At 39.5% G+C, this 22,643-nt stretch carries 10 protein-coding genes; all 10 read left to right on the top strand.

The annotated features are described in order from the left end of the window. Window positions 1-197 precede the first annotated feature (197 nt). The 10 genes from K8P02_RS12725 to K8P02_RS12680 all read left to right on the top strand — a co-directional run bounded on the left by K8P02_RS12725 (window position 198) and on the right by K8P02_RS12680 (window position 22,642). Entirely contained in the window at window positions 198-3,326 is a 3,129-nt protein-coding gene (locus K8P02_RS12725) for a SusC/RagA family TonB-linked outer membrane protein (protein ID WP_025866993.1), read from the top strand. Between the two features lie 36 nt (window positions 3,327-3,362). Beyond that, on the top strand, window positions 3,363-5,069 hold the full coding sequence (locus K8P02_RS12720; protein WP_025866994.1) for a RagB/SusD family nutrient uptake outer membrane protein: 1,707 nt from the start codon (window positions 3,363-3,365) through the stop codon (window positions 5,067-5,069). A 17-nt stretch (window positions 5,070-5,086) separates the two neighbouring features. Continuing rightward, window positions 5,087-6,481, top strand: a complete 1,395-nt coding sequence (locus K8P02_RS12715; RefSeq protein ID WP_223381340.1) for a DUF4960 domain-containing protein — start codon at window positions 5,087-5,089, stop codon at window positions 6,479-6,481. 105 nt (window positions 6,482-6,586) lie between these two features. Continuing rightward, window positions 6,587-8,125, top strand: coding sequence for a glycoside hydrolase family 32 protein (locus K8P02_RS12710; RefSeq protein WP_195349752.1), 1,539 nt, complete (start codon window positions 6,587-6,589; stop codon window positions 8,123-8,125). Between the two features lie 32 nt (window positions 8,126-8,157). Then, complete coding sequence (locus tag K8P02_RS12705; RefSeq protein WP_025866996.1) at window positions 8,158-9,408, top strand: T9SS type A sorting domain-containing protein; 1,251 nt, start codon at window positions 8,158-8,160, stop codon at window positions 9,406-9,408. Window positions 9,409-9,489: 81 nt separating this feature from the next. After that, window positions 9,490-11,577 (top strand): glycoside hydrolase family 172 protein, encoded by a 2,088-nt coding sequence (locus K8P02_RS12700; RefSeq protein WP_025866997.1) that lies wholly within the window; start codon window positions 9,490-9,492, stop codon window positions 11,575-11,577. Window positions 11,578-11,783: 206 nt separating this feature from the next. Next, window positions 11,784-13,601 carry a GH32 C-terminal domain-containing protein gene (locus K8P02_RS12695; RefSeq protein WP_025866998.1) on the top strand — a complete coding sequence of 606 codons (1,818 nt, stop codon included), beginning with the start codon at window positions 11,784-11,786 and terminating at the stop codon, window positions 13,599-13,601. A gap of 96 nt (window positions 13,602-13,697) precedes the next feature. Beyond that, window positions 13,698-14,864: an MFS transporter gene (locus tag K8P02_RS12690; protein ID WP_025866999.1), complete on the top strand. Its 1,167-nt coding sequence runs from the start codon at window positions 13,698-13,700 to the stop codon at window positions 14,862-14,864. Window positions 14,865-14,897: 33 nt separating this feature from the next. After that, window positions 14,898-15,785, top strand: coding sequence for a carbohydrate kinase family protein (locus K8P02_RS12685; RefSeq protein ID WP_025867000.1), 888 nt, complete (start codon window positions 14,898-14,900; stop codon window positions 15,783-15,785). 1,280 nt (window positions 15,786-17,065) lie between these two features. Further along, window positions 17,066-22,642, top strand: a complete 5,577-nt coding sequence (locus K8P02_RS12680) for a carboxypeptidase-like regulatory domain-containing protein (RefSeq protein ID WP_223381338.1) — start codon at window positions 17,066-17,068, stop codon at window positions 22,640-22,642. Window position 22,643: the final 1 nt, after the last annotated feature.

The following is a 22,643-nucleotide window of genomic DNA, read 5'->3' as shown; positions in this document are numbered from 1 at the left end:
AATTTTGAGAATAGGCAGTAGGACTGCCTGATAACTGTTTTGAAGTAAAGTGTATCTATTTTCAGGTATTGATGAAACCTCTCTTTCCTTCCTGAGAAAATAAGAGAGTGAGTATTTCGTTCTGATGGGTAACTTATATTTTTATTCTTAGAAAATGATATTTTTTATTAATGTGTATTTTAAATCTATCAAAAAACATGAAGAGACTTATCTTTAGAACAAAGCGAAGCATGGTAATCTTTCTTTTGTTACTTTTCCCTATTTTATCTATTGCACAGGTTGTGACAGGGAAGGTAATACTATTTGAGGATAAAGAAGCTTTGCCGGGTGTTAACGTTCTCGAAAAGGGAACGACAAATGGTACTATAACTGATATTGATGGAAATTTTTCTATTCATTTAAAGAGCCCGAATTCTACATTGGTTTTTTCAATGGTCGGGATGATTAAACAAGAGAAACGGGTTAATGCGGGTGATAAAGTAGATATAGTATTACAACCAGATCATTATCAGTTGGATCAGATTGTAGTGACGGGTTATTCTACTCAGAAGAAATCAGATCTGACAGGTTCTGTAACAGTTGTTTCGGTTGATGATATGATGAAATCTGCGGAGAACAATCCTTTAAAGGGTTTACAAGGGCGTGTACCGGGTATGGAAATTACTGCAAATGGTAACCCAAGTGGAGCTGCTACCGTTCGTATCAGAGGTATTGGTACATTAAATAATAATGATCCTCTTTTTGTTATTGACGGTGTGCCTACCCGTGGTGGAATGCATGAATTGAACTCAAATGATATTGAGAATATTCAGGTATTGAAGGATGCTTCCGCAGCGAGTATTTATGGTTCCCGCGCAGCTAACGGGGTCATTATTGTTACGACCAAGAAAGGGAAAGAGGGTAAAATTAAACTGAATTTCGATGCCTATGTTACCCAGACTTTTTATAATAATAAGCTGGAAGTAATGAATGCGAAAGAGTACGGACAGGCATTGTGGCAGGCTACGGTAAATAGCTCAGAAGATCCCAATAAAAATAACATTGGATATACTTATAAATGGGGATACGATGATAATGGAGAAGCTGCCTTATATGATATGTATTTACCAAAGTATTTGGATACGGATAAAACAATGCTTACTTCTGATACGGATTGGTTTGATGCAGTGTCTCAAAAAGGATTATTGCAATCATATAATCTTTCGGTGAGTAATGGAAGTGAAAGAGGGGATTACTTTTTCTCCCTGGGGTATCTGAGCAATGATGGTACATTGAAGTATACTTCTTTTGATCGTTTTTCAGCTCGTATGAATGCATCTTACCATATTATTAAAGATGTGTTGACTATTGGCGAAAACTTTTCTGTAAATCGTACATCAGAAGTACAGATTCCGGATGATAATATTTTGGACATGGCATTGAAAGCATTGCCTCTGATTCCTGTACACACAGTAGACGGCAAAGGTTGGGGAGGCCCTACAACCGGTATGAATGACCGTCATAATCCTGCTCGTCTATTGTATGATAATAAGGATAATAAATATGCATACTGGCGTTTGTTCGGCAATGCTTATATTAATCTGCAACCCCTGAAAGGATTGAATCTCCGGAGTAGTTTCGGACTTGATTATACAAATTATTATAAGCGTAACATGGTGCATAGTTATAAAACTGGTACGTTGAATAATGATTTGAGTTCTGTTACTTTGGGGGGAACTTATACAACTAAATGGACCTGGAGTAATACAGCCAGTTATGCAAAACAAATAGGTGTACATAATTTTGATGTATTGGCAGGTTTGGAGATGTATAAAGAGGAGCAGATTAATTTCTCTGCATATAAAGATGGTTTTCTGGTAGAAACTCCGGAACAGATGTGGCCTGATATGGGAATTGGAACATCCAAAGTGACAGGTGGCGCTACCAGTTATGCTTTATTATCTTATTTTGGTAAAGCCAATTACGCATATGATAATCGTTATCTTGCTTCTGTAACACTTCGTTATGATGGCTCTTCACGTTTCGGAAAAAATAATCGTTTCGGTACTTTCCCGGCATTCTCTTTGGGTTATCGAATCAGTGAGGAAGCATATATGGAGAAAACAAGAGAGTGGTTGTCTGATTTGAAATTACGCTTCGGATGGGGACAAACAGGTAATCAGGAAACGGCCAATACTGCTGTACATACACTTTATGTTACTGACTATGGTATGGGAGATCCTACCTGGACTTCTTTGAATGGTACTTCTTATGACTTGACAGGAAAAGGCGGTACTTCACTTCCTTCCGGTTATAAGAAAGTGCAACAAGGTAATCCTGATTTGAAATGGGAGACAACGACTCAAACCAATATTGGTCTCGATTTTGGCTTCTTTGATCAGAAGTTATATGGTACTGCTGAATATTATATCAAGAAAACAAAAGACATTTTGGTACAACCCCCTTATTTAGGCATCATAGGTGAAGGAGGTTATTGTTGGTACAATGGTGCTTCAATGGAAAATAAAGGTTTTGAAGTGAGCTTAGGTTATCGCGATCAAACACCTTTCGGACTCTCTTATGATATTTCCGGTAATATATCCGGTTATCGTAATAAAGTGACCAAGTTGCCGTCCGATGTTGAAAACTCTTATGGCGGAAACGGTAAGGGAGATAATATTCTGGGACGCCCCATCAATTCGTTTTATGGTTATATTGCTGATGGATTATTCCGCACAGAAGAAGATATTGCCGACCATGCAACACAAAATGGAGGAGAAGATTTGGGACGCATTCGCTATCGTGACTTGAATGATGATGGAAAAATCGATGATGATGATCGCACCTGGATTGGCTCACCTCATCCTGATTTTATGTATGGTTTGAACATTGAGCTGAGTTACAAGAACTTTGATTTAAGTGCATTCTTTTATGGAGTAAATGGCATTGATGTGAATACGTATGCAGTGAAAAGTGAAACTGATTTCTGGAGTATCAATGATGTTCGTTCCAATAAAGGTACACGTTTATTAAATGCCTGGAGCCCAAGTAATCCAAATTCGGATATTCCTGCTATCACGGCTCTAAATGAGAATGATGAAGGGCGTTTATCCACCTATTTTATAGAGAATGGTTCTTTCCTGAAATTACGGAATTTACAATTAGGATATACTCTACCACGTAAAATCAGTGAGAAAGCATTCATTGAAAAATTCCGTATCTACGTTAGTGGACAGAATCTGTTTACAATTAAAAGTAAGAACTTCTCCGGAGTAGATCCGGAAAATGCAGGGTTCGGTTATCCGATACCGACCACGTTTACCGTAGGAGTGAATATTGGTTTTTGAGTTTCAAATATTATGCGAAAATAAACTAACAGAAACATGAAAAAGATAAAATATATATTGGGTTTTATTGGAACTGCATTAATGTTTACAGCTTGTTCCGATTTTCTGGATGTAGCTACCCAAAATGGCTTGGATCCGGATCAGGCAAATGATGCAGAGAGATTTTGTAATGCTGCTTATGCTTCATTAATGAATCAACGTGATGTGAAATTATGGGCCTGGGGTGATGTCCGTTCTGATGATGCATATAAAGGTGGCGGTGGAACAAACGATGGTTATACAGAGCATTGTTATGAGACAGGTACACATATTGTGACTACTTTTGGTGAACCGGATGGATACTGGTTTGTACAGTATTGTGGTATTTCCCGTGTCAATTCGGCTCTTAATGCATTGAATATTGTATCAGAAAAAGAATTTCCGAATAAGGTGACCCGACAAGCAGAAATGCGTTTTCTAAGAGGACACTTTTATTTCTTATTGAAAATACTTTTCAAGAATATCCCTTTTGTTGATGAGACGGTCCCCGAACATCAATATCAGTTCATATCTAATGTAGAATTGACTGATGTTGAGATGTGGGATAAAATTATTGCAGATTTTAAGTTTGCTTTTGATAATCTGCCAGAGAAGCAGGCCGATTTAGGAAGAGCTAATAAATATGCCGCTGCTGCTTATCTGGCTAAGGCCTATTTATATAAAGCTTATCGTCAGAATGAAAAATATGAAGTAACTTCAATTGACGTTGATGATTTGGAAGAAGTAGTAAAATATACCGGAGAAGTCTTGAAGTCAAATTACGGTTTGGAAACAGATTTCGCTTATAATTTTATGCCGGAATTTGAGAATGGGAAAGAGAGTATTTTTGCCATTCAATTCTCTAAAGATGATGGTACAATGTTTGGTAACCTGAATTTTGCAGATTTTCTTTCTGTTCCGCAGGGATTGGGATGTTGTGATTTCCATAAGCCGAGCCAGAATCTCGTAAATGCGTTTAAGACAAGCAAAGGACTGCCGATGTTCAAGGTAAACAACGGTGTATATTCGGAGAATTATGATATAGCCAATTATTCGAAAAGTAAAGCGGCTGATCCTCGTTTATTCAGTACGGTAGCAATGGATGGTTTTCCTTATAAATACAATGAGGATCTTCTTTTCCAGAATTCGTGGAATCGTAACCCGGAAGTATACGGTAATTATGCTTCATTGAAAGAGAATGTAGACCCTTCCTGTGATTGTTTTGTTAACCTTTCTCCGTATTATGCCAATTCGATGAATAAAATTCTCATTCGTTTTGCCGATGTTTTATTGATAAGAGCTGAAGCTTTGATTGAATTAAACCGTGAACCGGAAGCGTTACCTTTAATAAATCAGGTTCGTCAACGTGCACAGGATAGTGCGAATGGGATGGTAAATTATAGTGATCCGGATTTGAAACCGGTTATGGAAGTTGCACTTTATGAGGATGGAAACAATTGCACCTGGAATCAAGACTTTGCCCGCTATGCTTTGAGATGGGAACGACGTCTGGAATTTGCAATGGAAAATATGCGCTTTTTTGATCTGGTTCGTTGGGGGATTTGCAGTGAAACGATGAATAAGTATTTTCAATCGGAAAAAGCAAGACGTTCCTATCTGAAGGAAGCCGTATTTACAAAAAATAAAAATGAATATGTTCCTATACCTCAGCAGCAGATAGGTTATAGTAAAGATTTATACAAGCAGAATTACGGATGGAAATAATCTTAAATAGACAATTCATGAAAAAGTATTTTAGTTTAATAATGATAATGTTGTCTGTATCTTGCCTGTTTCTGACAGCTTGTGATGACGACAAACGTGATTCATTGGATTTCTCACAAGACGTGAATATTCATGAGTTTACAATAAATGGGGTGCAAGGAGTTATCGATAATGAAACCATGATGATCAAGGTAATGCTTCCGCCTAAGTCGGATGTTACTTCATTAGTGCCTGATATTAAGGTTGCAGATAACGCTGTTATAACTCCGGGTAGTGGCGAATCACAGAATTTTTCCGGAAATGTGGAATATAAAGTGACAAACGGTAATTTATATAATACTTATAAAGTATCAGTTGAAGTATTGAATGCCAGAATTACTAAGTTTATACTCAATGGTAGATATGTCGGTACGATCGATCCTGTTAATAACACGATTAGTGTAACAGTTCCTACTACTATTGATATCACAAAACTGATTCCTACAATCGAATATACAGAGGGAGCTACTATTTCTCCGGAAAATTCGAAAATACAAGATTTCACTAACCCTGTGGTTTATACACTTACTTATATGAATGAAACCTTTACTTATGAGGTTTCTGTAATACAAAGTGATCATACCTATGCATTCCTGGGTACGGCCGAAACCATTGACGGACTGACTAATGCTGATGAAAAGACTGCGGCAGAATGGATGATGGAAAATATTCCGAACAGTAAATATGTATCATTGGAGTCATTGAAAGATGGCGCTGCTTCACTCAATCAGTTTACAGCGGTATGGTTCCATTATGAACAAGCGAATACACTGCCGGTTATTGCTGCTAATAAGAATGTGACAAATGTAATTAAAGGATATTACAGCAATGGTGGTAATATTTTCCTTTCCGGAACAGCTTGTCTCTATACGGGAAGTCTGGGTATCACCCCTGCTGCATATACTCCAAACAATGCTTTTGGCAGTTTTGGTGATGCCGGGCAGGTGAATGCTCCTGGTGAACTTTGGGGTATTGCTATTACCGGTTGTGAAGAGCATCCTATTTATAAAGGAGTGACAATTGATAAAACCACTCAATCGTGGCCGGTAGTTTGGCTTGTTGGGAAAGAGATATCCTGGAGAAGGAATATCGGATGTCCGTGGGATCTTGTTGCCCCTTATACACAAGACTGGGCAGATTGGGCATCAAAGACGGGTGGTACACCATTGGCTTCTTTCAATTGGGATGATGATTGTAATGAAAAAGTTGCTGTTTCGGTATTTGATGGTATCGAAGGTGGAAAAGGAACTGCTGTTTGTATCGGAGCCCCGTCTTATGACTGGTATTATGAGAAAGAAAATGTGTCGTCAAATTCATACTATTCTAATATAGAAAAGATGACGTTGAATGTTTTCAATTATCTCACTAAATAATTGGTGTAAAATGATACATCGTTGCTTGTCAACGATGTATCCTATCCTTTACTATAAACAACAAACTTATTTTTTTAGTAGTCAAAATAAATAGAGATCATAATTATGAAAAAGTATATCTATGTTTTGTTTATGTTCGCAACTTTCAATTTATGGGCATGTAGTGATAGCGAACCTTCAAATGGCGGAGGAGAAGAGGTGGTGGATAAAACCACTGATTGTCAATCTGCCAGCGAGAAAGGTGCTTATACTACTTGGTATAAACCTGCAAATGGCTGGGTAGGTGATCCGATACCTTATTATGATGACGGTAAATTTTATATTTTCTATTTACAGGACTGGCGTTCGGGGTATCCTTTCTTACATCCATGGCATATGGTTTCTTCCACCGATCTTTCTTCTTTTACTTTTGGTGGTGAAACCATCCCTTGTGGGAAAGAAGAAGAGCAGGATGTAGCTTTAGGAACAGGTGGTGTAATTAAAGATCGTATTACCGGAGAATACTGTGCGTTTTATACAGGTCATCAATGGAAGTGGCAGGAGATGGGAGTACCTACACAGGCTATCTTATTAACTACCTCTAAGGATATGAAGACCTGGACAAAGAAGGGTGAACATAATTTCTATCTCTCTCTTAGGGGACAAAGTGGATATGTGGAAAATGATTGTCGTGATCCACATGTATTTTATGATGAAGAAGACGGATTGTATAAAATGGTGGTGACAACCCATACGAATGCAGGGGCAACATTGGCTTTATTCACATCTAAAGAGTTACAGAACGCAAAGGCATGGACATTGCAGGAACCTCTTTATACAGATCCGGCTATTTGGGTCATGGAGTGTGCCGATGTCTTTAAGGAAGGGGAGTATTGGTATTTGACTTATTCGAATGTAGCCGACCGTAAAGTACATTATCGTTATGCCAAGTCACTGAAAGGGCCATGGATAAAACCTGCCAATGATATATTTGATGGCATTGCTTTCTATGCCGGAAAAACGATGTCAAACGGAAAAGAACGTTATTTGGCGGGATGGTGTCCGACGCGTATCGGTGATGGTGATCCCGATCAGTGGGGAGGTTCTTTGGTTTGCCATCATATGTTGTTTAATGCTGACGGAACCATTGATCTTAAACTTCCTGACGGAATTGATAAGAAGTTTACTACGTTGAAAAAGACAGTACTTATTGATAAATCCGGGAAAGCTGTCAAGAAAGAGAATTCATATGTTCTTTCGGATGTGGCTTCAGTGTCCTTCCCGCGATTGGATAAGACATGCAAAATAGAAGCAACTGTCAAAGCCACCGGCGATGAAGATGTTTTTGGGTTTGCTTTTGGAGCATGTGATGATAAAACAGAAGTTTATTCTATTCGTTTTGATTTGAAATCCAAGAAAATGATAATGTCAAAAGATGATTTGACACGTGGGACTACTCCTGCACAAACCGATGTTACATTGGCAGTTCCGGCCGATAAACAATTTAAGGTGAAGATTGTGGCTGAAAAATCAGTTTGTGTGATGTATGTAAATGATAAGATTGCATTCTCTAATCGTATTGACAAAATGCCTAAAAATCCTTGGGCAATTTTTACAGATAAGGGAACCGAGATTTCTTTCTCTGATATAAAAGTATATGAATAATCCTTTATTTAATAAATTAAAACATTGATAACATGAAAAAGACATTTTTACTCGTTGCTGCACTTGCTGCCACTTCTACATTATTGGCTCAAGATGATTTAGTTATTTATGGTGATGTAACTTCGGGCGTTGAATGGCACAACTTTGCCGGTCCGACAAATGTACAGGAAGTGGATAATCCAACTCCGGATGCGGTTAATTCGACAGCTAAATGTATCTCAATGAATCGTCCTAAAGAGACGGGTGGCTCTGACGAGATAGGATGGCCTTGGGAAGGCGCTTTATCCGAGAGTTTTAGTGTGCCTAATATTACTGACTATAATTCGATTTCGATGTTAGTAAAAAAGCCCTATCCTGGGAAAGTTTGCCTTGAATTACAGAGTCCGACAGGAGGAAGCGGTATGATATATGCAGAATATACTGCCACCGATGATTCCTGGCAGAAGTTGACATTTCCGATCATAAATGTTTCAGGGCTTGGAGCAACCGGACTTACCAAAATATTGATTGAAATTCATCGTGAAGATGAAAATAACAATGATGATTTCGAAGATTGCATTATGTATGCCGATGAGATTACTTTACATAAGGCTATGCCGGAATTTGGTTTTAATGGAGAAGATAAAATTGCTGGTGGATGGATTCCTTTCCCGGGAGATGAGTTCAGCAGAAAAGCCAGAATTGTTGCTAATCCGGATCAGACAGGTATCAATACCACTGACAAGTGTTTGTGGATTAAGAGAGAAAAGAATGATGAAGTATTTTCCGGTGCCATTAATCGTAATTTTAAGGTGAATAATTTAAATGAATTCAGATGTATGACGATGATGGTAAAGAAGAGTATAGCAGGACCGGTAAGTCTGGAGTTACAGTCTCCTGGTGAGGAGAAGAAACAAATTCTGACAGCTGATTATACAGAGGTGGGTAGATGGCAAAAATTAGAATTTGTATTCCCTGACAATTTGTTGGAGGGTGCTCCATTACAAATTATTATTTTGCAGGCTCATGTTGTAGATACGAAAGAAGATGCAAGTTTTACCGAACCTGTGGATATATATGTAGATGAGCTTTATTTGTCGAGTGAAACTGTATCCATTCCTTTATATTCAAAGGATAAGAAAGAAATTGTGAAGACTGAGATTTATGATATCAGAGGAATGCTTATGACAACATTCGGTGCAAACGAAGAAGCCGTTATAGACAATCTGGAAAAAGGAGTTTATGTTGTTCGTCAAACAGATAAAGAAGGAAATGTGACGGTTGAGAAAATGATGAATAGATAATTTTAGTATGTATGGAAAGTGAAGAGGAGGGATTGAACATGACTCTTCACTTTCTTTTATAAAACTTTAAAGAATGCCGATATGAATTATACACGCTGTTTGCTTTTGTTGTTTAGCATGATGTCGTTTTTTTCTTGTAAACAAGAAAAATATGATATTACCTTTAGCTCATTATTAGATGAAATGGTTGATTACGAAGAGAGTGCCCGTTTTCCCGCCATACCATTTTCTTGCCGTCAGGAAAGTAGTTACGACCGCCGTTCTGTTCATCCGGACTCAGCAGGCTGGTTTGCCAATAATGATGGTTTTGGGATAATCCGTGTTGATACAATCAATGGGAGAAAAGAAAATGTTTTATTTGATCAGGATGGTCCGGGCGTTATTACGCGTTTCTGGTTAACAACAATGGATAAACGTGGTATAATGCGTTTTTATTTTAATCATGCCGGGGATGCCCAATGGGAGATACCGGCTTATGATTTGCTCCGTTCCGGTTTGTCAATAGGTAAAGAATTAGTGCAGGAACATCCGAATTATACTCCGGATGGAAAAGGAGGTAATACATTGTTTTTACCCATACCCTATAGTAATGGATGTAAGATAACATTTGAATTACCGGATTCAATTGAGCCTTCTCCTAAATACTATGGAATAAATTATCGTAGTTATCCGGTAGGAACAAAAGTTGAAACTTTTTCTGTTGAGCTCGTAGAGCAGAATAAAGATAAGATATTATATGTGGATTCATTACTCCGGAATTATCCTTCTTATGAGAAGGGAACATTGTTAACTGAATCCAAAGAGTTGTTTTCAAAAGATTCATTGTCGGTTGCTTTGCCCGAAGGAACGAATGCTGTCCGTTTATTATCTATAAATATTCAGATGGATTCAGTACATTATGAACAGGCGATGCGCGAACAGGTTATTAAAATGAGTTTTGATGGTGTGGAGACAGTTACCGTGCCTTTGAGTGATTTCTCGGGAGCAGGTATGGGAGCACACAAATCAGATAGCTGGTATATTTCTGCTGATGGCAAAGGGCATGTACTTAGCCGTTGGGTAATGCCTTATCAGAGTAATGCGTTTTTTAAACTTGTGAACCTATCTTCTACCACAGTAAAAGCTGATATCGAAATACGTGTGGATGATTGGAAATGGGATGAACGCAGCCTTTATTTTCATTCTTCATGGAGACAGGAAAATGGCATTCATGTAGAAGCAAATCCGGATAATGATGCGGCATGTATCGATTGGAATTTTGCAACATTAAATGGGCGTGGAGTTTATAAAGGAGATGTATTATCGCTTTTTAATCATACATTAGCATGGTATGGAGAAGGAGATGAAAAGATATGGGTGGATGATGATAAAGACTTTCCTTCTCATTTTGGCACAGGCACAGAAGATTATTACAATTGTTCCTGGGCTCCTGTCATTCCTTTCTATACACCGTTTGGAGGGGCAACCCGTGCAGATGCTGAAACGTCAATCGGGTATAATACATTTTTCCGAACCCGTAGTCTGGATCAGATCCCGTTTAATAGACACCTTCGTTTTGATATAGAAATGTTGAGTTGGATATCGGGTGAGGTTGATTATGCTGCTACTGTATATTGGTATGGTGATCTGAACGCAAAAGCAGAAAACAGCACATTGATAGAGGAGGTAACACGTCCTTTACTGCCTCAACCAGCGGATCCGGCCGCTTACAAGATTGCAACGAATGCGATAGAGTTTGAAAAATTAACTCCCACAGCAAAATCCGAAGAACTATTTACTGATGGTCAGGGCATGCTTACTTTCTCTAAAGGAAAGTGGAGTGGGAGTAAGCAATTGATCTGTACACATGGGAAAACTGGTAGTTTTATTGAATATGAATTTGAGGTGCCTGAGAATAAACCATATGATATAACTGTTCATGGAACAAAAGCACCGGATTATGGTATTATCGGCTTTTATGTAAATGGACATAAATCTCCAACCTTGTTTGATGGTTGCAGTGCGCCTGAATATGGTGTTGTTAATTCCGGGGCTATTCGTATCGGACGCTATGATCCGGAGAATGGAAAAATACGTCTAAAAATAGAGCTGGTTGGTAAGAATGAAAAGGCCCATGGTACGGGTGGTATTTTCGGATTAGATTGTTTGATATTAAATGCTGTGAAATAAATGATTGAGTAAAATATATAAAAGACAGACGTATCATTATTAGTATAGAATGAATCAAATATTATAAATACCGAATATTCAGACTTGGGCAAATGAGAACCCATGTAACAAATATAATATAGTTTGCAATAAATGTGATAGGCGTTCTATGCTATGGCGCCTATCTTTGCAGCAGTAGAATTTAAAAATCTTAATACCATAACAACATGTTTCATTTAAAAGATTCCTGGCGGAAAATCGGAAAAACACTTTCCTTGTTTATAGTAGGGACTGCTGCTTCTGTCTGTTCTTGTCCGGCTATAAATCCTCCTTTCGTGATTAAACATTTAGGTGACGGACAAAGTATTGTTCAGATAGAAGAACAGAAAAAGTATTTGCTTCTTCCGGTAGAAGAGGCTTCGCCCGAAGCTAAATTGTATATGATAGCCGATAACGACGTAGTGCGTAATATGAATGTCCGTTTGGCTGTTAATAGAGTAGATTACTTTGTACCAGTCGACCTTACCGGATTTGACAACAAACATCTTTCTTTCAATTTTCAGCTTATCCCGGATTCGGCTATATGCTGGAAAGAAATGAAACTTTCTGATGAATATGATATTTCCAATTGTGAAAAATTCCGTCCGGTTTATCACTTTACACCAGCTTATGGATGGATGAATGATCCGAATGGGATGGTATATAAGGATGGTGTTTATCATCTGTTTTATCAACACAACCCTTACGGTTCTATGTGGGGTAATATGCACTGGGGACATGCTACCAGTACGGATTTAGTAAATTGGAAGCATCATGGTGATGCCATCTCTCCGGATGCACTGGGTACGATCTTCAGTGGTTCGTGTGTAGTCGATAAAGACAATACTGCCGGATTTGGTGCCGGAGCCATAGTGGCTTTTTATACCTCGGCAAGTGACCGTCAGGTACAGAGTATGGCTTACAGCCTCGATAACGGAAAGACATTCAAAAAGTATGCCCGTAATCCCATTCTTACTTCCACCCAACGTGATTTTCGTGACCCGAAAGTGATATGGCATGAAGATACAAAGAAATGGATTATGATTCTTGCTGTAGGACAGGAGATGCAACTTTATTCTTCTCCTAACCTGAAAGACTGGACTTTGGAAAGTAAATTCGGTGAAGGACAGGGTGCTCACGGTGGTGTATGGGAATGTCCTGATCTTATAGAACTACCTGTCGAAGGCACTGAATTAAAGAAATGGGTACTAATCTGTAACCTTAATCCGGGGGGGCCGTTCGGTGGCTCGGCCACGCAGTATTTTGTGGGTTCATTCGATGGACAGAAGTTTGTAAATGACTCTCCGGCTTTAACCAAATGGATGGACTGGGGGAAAGATCATTATGCTACAGTAACCTGGAGTAATGCCCCCGAAGGCCGTCACATCGCTTTGGCATGGATGAGTAACTGGGAATATGCGAACAATGTTCCGACTCAACAATACCGTAGTGCAAACTCTGTACCTCGTGATCTTTCACTCTATACTTTCAATGGGGAGACTTACGTGAAGTGTACTCCTTCCAAGGAGTTACTTAAGTTACGAGATAAAGCAATAAAGAAGCGTACTTTCAAAGTAGACCGTACTTATAATATGGATAAGCTTTTTGCCGACAACACGGATACTTACGAAATAGAGATGACTATCAAAAATAAAAATGCCGAAGTTATCGGATTTCAACTATTCAATTCAAAAGGAGAAGAAGTGGAGATGAGCTACAATCTGATTGAGAAGAAATTCTCTATGGATCGTACAAAGAGTGGAAATGTATCATTCAGCAAAGATTTTCCAACTGTTACAATGGCTCCTATCGGGGGTAGTAATGAAATGAAACTTCGTCTGTTTATTGATAAATCGAGTGTTGAAGCTTTCGGCGACGATGGCCGGTTTGCGATGACGAACCTTGTGTTCCCATCGGAACCTTACAATCGCATTAGTTTTTATGCCAAAGGCGGAAGCTATAATGTGACTTCATTTACTGTGTATAAATTAGTAGTAAGTAGATAGTAGTAAGTAGTGGATAGTTCTGCTTTATCTAAGCAAAACATTTCTACTTAACTACTTCTCAACTTAAAAACTTCCCAACTTAACAACTCAAAAATAATGGAAAATACTAAAAATGCTTCGCTAACGAAGCTTGTCCCAGTGATGCTTTGTTTCTTTGCTATGGGATTTGTTGATCTTGTAGGTATCGCCTCTAATTATGTAAAAGCAGATCTTGGTCTGACAGATGCTCAGGCAAATATCTTTCCTTCACTGGTATTCTTTTGGTTTCTTATCTTCTCCGTACCTACAGGTATGTTGATGAATCGTATCGGACGTAAAAAAACGGTACTTCTTAGTCTTGTAATCACTTTTGCATCTTTGGTTCTCCCTATTTTCGGAGATGGTTATGTATTGATGCTTGTTTCGTTTTCTCTGCTTGGTATTGGGAATGCCTTGATGCAGACTTCATTGAATCCATTACTTTCTACTATTGTTAGTGGTGACAAACTTGCCAGTAGTCTTACCTTCGGACAGTTTATAAAAGCCATTGCTTCTTTCCTTGCTCCTTACATCGCTATGTGGGGGGCTACACGAGCCATTCCTTCATTCGACCTTGGCTGGCGTGTACTTTTCCCCATTTACATGGTTATATCGATTGTTGCCATTCTGTTACTGAATGCTACATCGATAGTAGAAGAACCGGAAGAAGGAAAGCCTTCTACTTTTATGCAGTGCCTGGCTTTGTTGGGTAAACCTTTTATTTTACTTTCATTCGTCGGGATTATGTGTCATGTGGGGATTGATGTGGGTACAAATACTACTGCTCCGAAGATTCTTATGGAGCGTTTAGGCATGACATTAGCAGATGCAGGTTTCGCAACCAGTCTGTATTTTATCTTCCGTACCATAGGTTGTCTTTTAGGATCCTTTATTCTGCGTAAAATGTCATCTAAAACTTTCTTTGCTATCAGTGTGTTTTTTATGTTGATGGCAATGGCAGGATTGTTTATTTTCCATGACTTGATGATGATTTACATTTGTATTGCTTTTATAGGATTTGGTAATTCAAATGTATTTCCTATCATTTTCTCTCAGGTATTATTGTTTATGCCGAATAAGAAAAATGAAGTTTCTGGTTTGATGATCATGGGGCTTTTCGGAGGAACAATTTTCCCTTTGGCAATGGGAGTTGCTTCTGACGCCATCGGACAGAGCGGTGCGGTAGCCGTAATGACGGTTGGAGTAGCATATCTCTTATTCTACACTTTCCGCATTAAAAAGTAATTTAAGTTGTAAATAGTTTAATCGTAAATTAGTATGAATAACATAATCGTAGGAATGGGTGAGGCACTATGGGATGTGCTGCCCGAAGGAAAAAAAATAGGTGGTGCTCCGGCAAACTTCGCTTATCATGTATCGCAGTTTGGATTTGACAGCCGTGTGGTAAGTGCTGTTGGCAATGATGCGTTAGGGGATGAAATCCTTGAGGTATTCAAAGAAAAGCAGTTGAAGCATCAGTTGCAAGTGGTGAATTATCCTACCGGAACCGTACAGGTAACGCTCGATAGCGCTGGTATACCTCTTTATGAGATTAAAGAGGGGGTAGCCTGGGACAATATTCCATTTACTGATGATCTGAAACGCTTGGCGCTCAGTACTCGTGCTTTCTGCTTTGGTTCGCTGGCGCAACGCAATGAAGTGAGTCGCACCTCTATCAATCGTTTTCTTGACACAATGCCCGATGGAGATGAGCAGTTGAAGATATTCGATATCAATCTTCGTCAGGGGTTTTATACCAAAGAAATCATTCGTGAGTCTTGCCAGCGTTGCAATGTACTGAAGATTAATGATGAAGAATTGGTTGCTATCAGCCGTATGTTCGGTTATCCGGGTATCGATCTTCAGGACAAATGCTGGATCCTCCTCGCTAAATACAATTTGAAGATGTTAATACTGACCTGTGGAACCAACGGGAGCTATGTATTTACTCCGGGCGTAGTCTCTTTCCAGGAGACACCCAGAGTACCGGTAGCCGATACGGTGGGGGCAGGTGATTCGTTTACGGCTGCTTTCTGTGCTTCGTTATTGAAGGGTAAGAGTGTGCCCGAAGCCCATAAACTGGCAGTTGAAGTTTCTGCATATGTATGTACTCAGAGTGGCGCTATGCCTGAGTTACCACAGGTTTTGAAAGACAGACTATTGTGATCTATATCTGTTTGTAATGCGCTGATAATGAGGTGATGCAAGAGTGTACACTTTTGTATAACAAGAATGTACATTCTTGCATAGTAAGGTTGTACATTCTTGTTATGTAAAAGTGTACAACCTTGTAATATCTTTACTTCTTTCTATTTTTCTTCATATTCTATTATTGATTTTGCTGAGTATAGATTTGGTAGTCAAACAAAAAAACATGGATTACTGCTTGAGCTTTTGGATTGATATTCCATAAGCATCCATCGTGGCGGCTTGGGGGACCGGAATAACTGGTAATTGAGCATATAGCTGCCAACTACATAAGATGGCGAAGAATATAGTTAACAATTTCTTCATTGTAGCAGTTGATAATGATTACAATATAAGGATTTATTATTGACTAATCAAAAAAATACTGGAAAAGTGAGAGTAAGTAGATAAATAATCCCTTTCCTCACCAATACACATTTGTTTTCTTACCGAGCTATAATGTTTTACATATACATGTAATGTTGCTTTAGATGATTCTTTGGCAATTTGGTTGAAAACGGAATTCGAATGGACTGATGAGTCGATGTTATGTTATCGAATGCAATACCATGATGGAATTAATAAAAGTTTCAAGAAATGTAGTTATCCTGTCTTTTTGTTCTTATATAATCGTTTTTTATAACACACTTATTCTAATCATTGCTATAACTGGAGAATAAATTGCATAATAATGTAAATTATCATCGCTGTTTTATTGCATAATCTTCCTTTATTTGGATAGTTATGCACATTTACCCGGCATGTTATCTTAATTTTCCCTATATGATAAGTTCGGTTCCTCTACGAGGAACAACCCGAACCTCGTAGAGAAACGACTCGAGACTCTACGAGAAAAAATAAAACCGCCTTAAAAGACGTTTTCGGACGCTAACTGACGACTAAATTTACCCAAATCTTAATTGTCAAAAGTATAATCAAGGAGGTTTATAAAGTTGAATTGTGTAACGAATGTCAAAAGAATAAGATGTTTTTGTTATGTAATTTTTTGAAAACTGTACAATGAGAATTGTCAAAACTGGAAATGCCGAAGATTTTTATCACTTGTGAGAAACCTTCCCTGAATTAGAGGATTCCAGAGGATCAGGAATGTCACTTTGTCAAATTGCAAGTAGTTATGTACTGTGTATTTCGATCATAGAACAATCACTTATTAGAACTTACTTCCTTGTTCTTTGCCTTTTCCTTATCAATAATTTAAAAGAAACTTTGTATCTTTGAACACTGTAATGCCTTCATAAATGACGAAAAGGAATGCTATGAATGTCTCCCGAAGTATGATAAAAAACTTCTGTGTATTGGGATTACTACTCGTCTCCCTGTCTACTCTTGCACAACCTCTGGTCTGGAAAGATGCTCCGGATGAAACTTTTGTTTTCAAGCTCAGTGATAAGGAAGCATTGAAACTTCTTAAAGGGCGTTTCCGCCCTAAGGACTGGGAGAGAGTGCTTACTACTCCTTTTGCTTCTTTCTCGGAGAAATGGGAAGAACAACCGGCTGAGGGACATTTTATTTTTGCCAATATTGAGAGAAATAAAATTAATTATAGCTATCATCCTGTTATTCCTTTTCAGGTATTTCTTTTCAAAGAATATGGCGCACTTACTTTGCAGGTGGTAGATGCCGAAGGTGATATCCGCAATGATGCTAAAGTACGTCTGGATTATAACCGTCTCTTGTATGATAACTCCAGCCAAACATATAGTTATGAAGACTGGTCGGAAGAAGAAGATCATATTCTTACTGTTGAGCTGGATAAGTTTCGGGCTGTCTTCGACCTGAAAAAACATCTCGTTCCTTCCTGGTATTCAGATTATTGGGATCGGGAGGAGAGTCGTCCCAGCTTTTATAGCTACATGATAACAGATAAAAATAAATACAAACCGGGTGAAACGGTTCGTTTTAAATCATATGCCTTGTCCGGTAACAGACGCCCATTGAAGCAGGAGCTTTCTTTGTGGATGCGGACAAAGGGATATCAGTTTAAAAAAATATTAACTTTGCCTCCCTATCATCCGGGAGGTTTTGCCGGAGAATTCCAGTTGGACGATTCATTGAAGCTGGAACTCGACCGTCTATACTCTATCCAGTTACGTGATAAACGGGGACGGGTAGCGGCTACTACCAATTTTCGTTATGAAGACTATGAATTGACAGGAAGTAAATTGGAAGCTAAGCTTCATTCGGATGTACAGTACGCTTCGCAGGTAAATAAGCTGGAGGTTGTTGCGACAGATGCCAATGGATTGCCTATGCAAGAAATGGAGGTGGAGATCACTGTTCGGCTTCGCACAATACTGCATTCTTACACAAGTGTACTGTCATTACCGGATACCTTGATGTTTCGCCGTATCAGTCTGGATGCAACAGGGAAAACGCATCTTGAGATTCCTGCCGATATATTTGGTCCGGCAGATTGCGCATACGAGGTGAATGTACTTTTACTTACGCCGGACAATGAGCGGAGAGAACAACGATGCCGTGCCACTTTTTATCATTCACACTACGAATTGCAGTATCATACCCGGGGGGATTCTTTACGTTTTGCATTTCTGGACAAGGGGGTGGAGAGAAGTGTAGAAGCTGAGTTAATATGTGGGAATGATAAAAAGATCCGGAAGATTCATCTACCTTATGAGCAGAAATTTAGCCAGGCTGCTACGGGTTATCTTTTAAGAGTACCGGCTTTTAACTACGAATCACGTATTGCAGTTGCAGATATGAATAGTCAGTTGGATTTGAAAGGGGAGATAGATAGCGACTCATTGAAAGCTTGCCTGACGAATCCTTTGAATTTGGATGTGTCGTGGTATGTCTATCAAGGTAATCAGCTTTTGCAAAAGGGGGCGGGAAAGGAGCTGGACTTGCATATTGGTGACATTGATACTCGAGCGGTTTATTACATTGAAGTGTTCTATTTCATGGGAAATGAAGAGAGGTCACTGAAACGTGTGTATCGTGTTTACCCCAACAGCCTGTCTGTGGAAACGAATCTGCCGAAGCGAATTTATCCGGGACAGAGAGTAGATGCTACATTGCACGTGCGCGATAGATACGGAGAGCCTGTGCCGAATGTAGATCTTACCGCTTTTTCTGTAAACTCTCAGTTGGGATATGATATACCTGATTTGCCTTATTATGGAGCCGAACCACAGGCACGTGAGCAACGGGCGAGTTACTCGATGAAACAGAAAAACTATTTGCATTCTGCCTCATTGGATTTTGAACATTGGAATAGATTGGCGCATCTTGATCGCTTGCCTTATTATCGGTTCATATACCCTTCGGGGCAATTGTTCAGACATGTGATGGATACACCCGATGGCAGTACTCAGTTTGCACCTTACGTGATGATGGGAGGGAAGTCCGTGACTATTTATGTGATAGAATTGAATGATAAGCCTTGTTATTTTTCGTGGACTAAACAACCGCAAGGATACTCTTTCCGGATACCGCCCGAATCATCCAAACAAAAAGTGACTATACGCTTGTCTGACAGGGCTATCGTGTTGGATTCTATCTCATTTGAGAAAGGAAAGAAGACCATCCTGAGCCTGGATATGGAGCAGGTTCCGAAGGAAGCGAAAACAGTCTGGCTGAAAACAATCCGGGACAGGCAGGGGCGAACTGTTTTTTCCCGTAAAGAGGAAGAACGGTACCAGTTTTATCTCTGTCGTCTTCCCGTACCGGATGGAGTAGAATATACTTGTCTGGAGGGAGAATTTGGCAAGATGTGTCCGGTTTATCTCAATTACGCATTGCCACGTATGAAAAGTGTATTGGTTGGTCCGGTAGAGCCGGGATATTGGAAGTATGCCAATGGGGTAGAGTATCGGCACGAGGGTGGTTTTGCTTATGAGTTTGAAGGCAATGTGGTTTATAAATATTCAGAAGAGTTTTGTCCTAAATATCTTAGTTTTTCATCTACTGATGTAATAACCAACCTGAATGATTTTTATTTCACACCGGAAGTATTTCGGCAGTTTGTAGAGAAATGCAGGCAGAGAAATGCCTGGCATCCGCAAAACATCTGTATTGCTCAATCGGATAAAGCGCTAAATCTTCGGTTACCCGTAGAAAAAGACTCTACCGGAGTGGCTGGTTTATTATTTGAAGATCGGATTACCCGGAAAGTTTCTTATCCGGATATGATTGTTAAAAATGGGAATAGGAATCTTGAGATCCCTACAGGTGTATATAATATTATTGTTCTTTATAATAACGGGAAATATCTGAAACGGGATAGTATTGAATTGCGTCCTTGTCATCATGTGGATATCAATATGGAAATGTCGGTATGGCACAAGCGGGATTCTCTCTCTTCGCAGTGGCTGGCATTGCAAAGACACCTTGGTACGTTCTCTTTGAAACCGGCTTATCGTGAATTAAGGCTGACGAAAACGCGTTGGGCAGGCAGAGATAAAGTGTCTGGTTATGTATATATTGAAGGAGATGACGAGCCGTTGACTGGTGTTTCGGTTGTAGAGAAGGGAACCGGAAATGGTGCTGTTACAGACATTGACGGATATTTTGAGTTGATGTGCGAACGTGGAGGTAATAGTACGCTGGAATTCAGTTTTATCGGAATGCAAACGAAGGAAGTGGAAGTAAGGCCTAATACGGAGTTGATTGTTATGATGAAGGAGGATAATTTGGCACTTGATGAAGTAGTAGTAACGGGATATGGAACCAGAGTCCGATCTACTCTCGCTGGTTCTGTGAGTGGTCTTTTAACTACAACTACGAGAAGTGGTGCTGATGTTGTCCCTCCCGAAGAAGAACTTCCGGATGAAGAGGCGAAAACTTCTGAAGAGGCTGAACATAGGCTGTATGATGAATTGATGCAACTGAACGGGCTTCGTCGTAATTTCTCTGATGTAGGTTTTTGGGAGCCGAAGTTGTATACGGATAAAGAAGGTAAAGCGCAGTTTAATGTGACTTTTCCTGATAACATAACAAAATGGGATGCAGTGGTTTATGCTATGAATCGTAAACTGAATTCCGGCACTTACCGTCAGTCGATACAATCCTACAAACCACTGATGGCGGAATTGAAAACACCGCGTTTCCTGACTGTGGGCGATACAACTAATTTCACCGGGACAATACGTAATTATACAAAAGAGGAAGAGGTAAAAGGGAGTACCGTTTTTTGTGTTGAGGCTGACACGTTGATGAGACAGGAGGTAAGATTAAAAGGAACTTATAGCATAGGATTGCCTGTGCAGGTTACCACGTCGGATAGTATGAAGGTCAGTTATATTTTTACTCGTGACGATGGTTACAGAGATGGAGAAGAGCATATGATTCCTGTAGTTGCACAGGGGACTGAGTTGTCAAAAGGATCTCTTTGTGTTTTGCAAAAGGATGAAACGGTGAAGGTGAAAGCCGGGCCGGGGGAGGAAGTCAGGGTGGAACTTAGCGGAAGTCAGTTAGATAGTTATCAGGACGCTGTTAATTATTTAGGGAGATATCGCTATTGGTGTAATGAACAATTGGCTTCTAAACTGATAGGACTGTTGGGACAGAAAAAGATAGCTTATTATAACGGTGAAAGGTTTGCGGGTGAGAAAGAGATAATAAAGATTATTCGCCGTCTGGTCAATAATCAGAATGACGAACAGCTTTGGGGATGGTGGGGACGTACGACAGAATCTTCTTTATGGATGTCGGGACATATTCTGAAAGCCTTGAAGATGGCTATGGAAGACGGTTATGAGGTTCGGATTAATTTGGATAAATTGAGAGTACGCTATGAATTGGCACAACCTTTCAGAGGGAAACGATTGGAAGATATATACCTGTTGCATGCTTTGTGGTATTGGGGGGCGGAACAGGATTATGCGGCAATATTCCGTTTGCTGAATCCATTGGTAGAGCAATGTGAGGTAAAAGAAAATGCCTTAAAAGAAGCTGATAAATCATATTTACCTCAATCCTGTCTCAAAGAAAAACTGTTGCTTTGGGAGATGTTACAGTCGCAGGTTAGTGTGGCCGACAGTATTCGCAGGTACCTGAAAGAAGATGCGCTGGGTGGAGTATATTGTACGGACGACCGAAGATTATCCTACTGTGATTACACCGGATTGGAAAATACGCTGATCGCTTATCGGATAATCAAGAGTGAACCTTCTTTGAGTCACTTAAAAGAAGCAATGCAATGGCATATTCTTCGTACGCGAAATACGGGTTGGAATACTTACCAGGCTTCTTTGGCGGTAGCAACTGTGTTGGATGATTTGCTGGATGGGCAATCTCAACAAGGTGTTCCGGCAATTGTAGAACTCACAGGAAAGGAAAATCGGCAAATAACAGAGTTTCCTTATACCATCCGTTTAGCTGCCGGCGATTCTCTGGTGCTGACCCGTAAAGAGGGGATACCTCTAATACTTAGTTCATCTATCGTAAAGCGGGTGACAGAAGCTAATGGCAGTGATGCATTTGAAGTACAGTCTGTTTTTGAGGGGGGTGACCGGTTGAAAGCAGGAGAACCTGCTACACTGGTGGTTACTCTCAATGTAAAGCAAGCTGGAGCAGAATATGTGATGCTGGAAGTACCGATTCCTGCATCCTGTAGCTATAATTCTAAAATAAATAGTAATATTTCGGAGGTACATCGCGAATATTTTAAAGAAAAAACCGTTATCTTTTGTGAGAAGTTACCAGTAGGAAAACATCTTTTCCGCATTTCGTTGCTCCCGCGTTATACAGGGACCTATTCACTTAATCCGGCGAAAGTGGAGTTGATGTATTTTCCGGTAGTGAATGCAAATAACGAGATACGTAATATACAAGTCACAGAGAGAAGAACAGAATAAA

The sequence above is a fragment of the Bacteroides nordii genome, from assembly GCF_019930665.1.
In the GTDB taxonomy this organism is placed as follows: domain Bacteria; phylum Bacteroidota; class Bacteroidia; order Bacteroidales; family Bacteroidaceae; genus Bacteroides; species Bacteroides nordii.
Note: the sequence above shows the minus strand (reverse complement) of the source record. Positions and strands in the feature narration are given on the sequence as shown.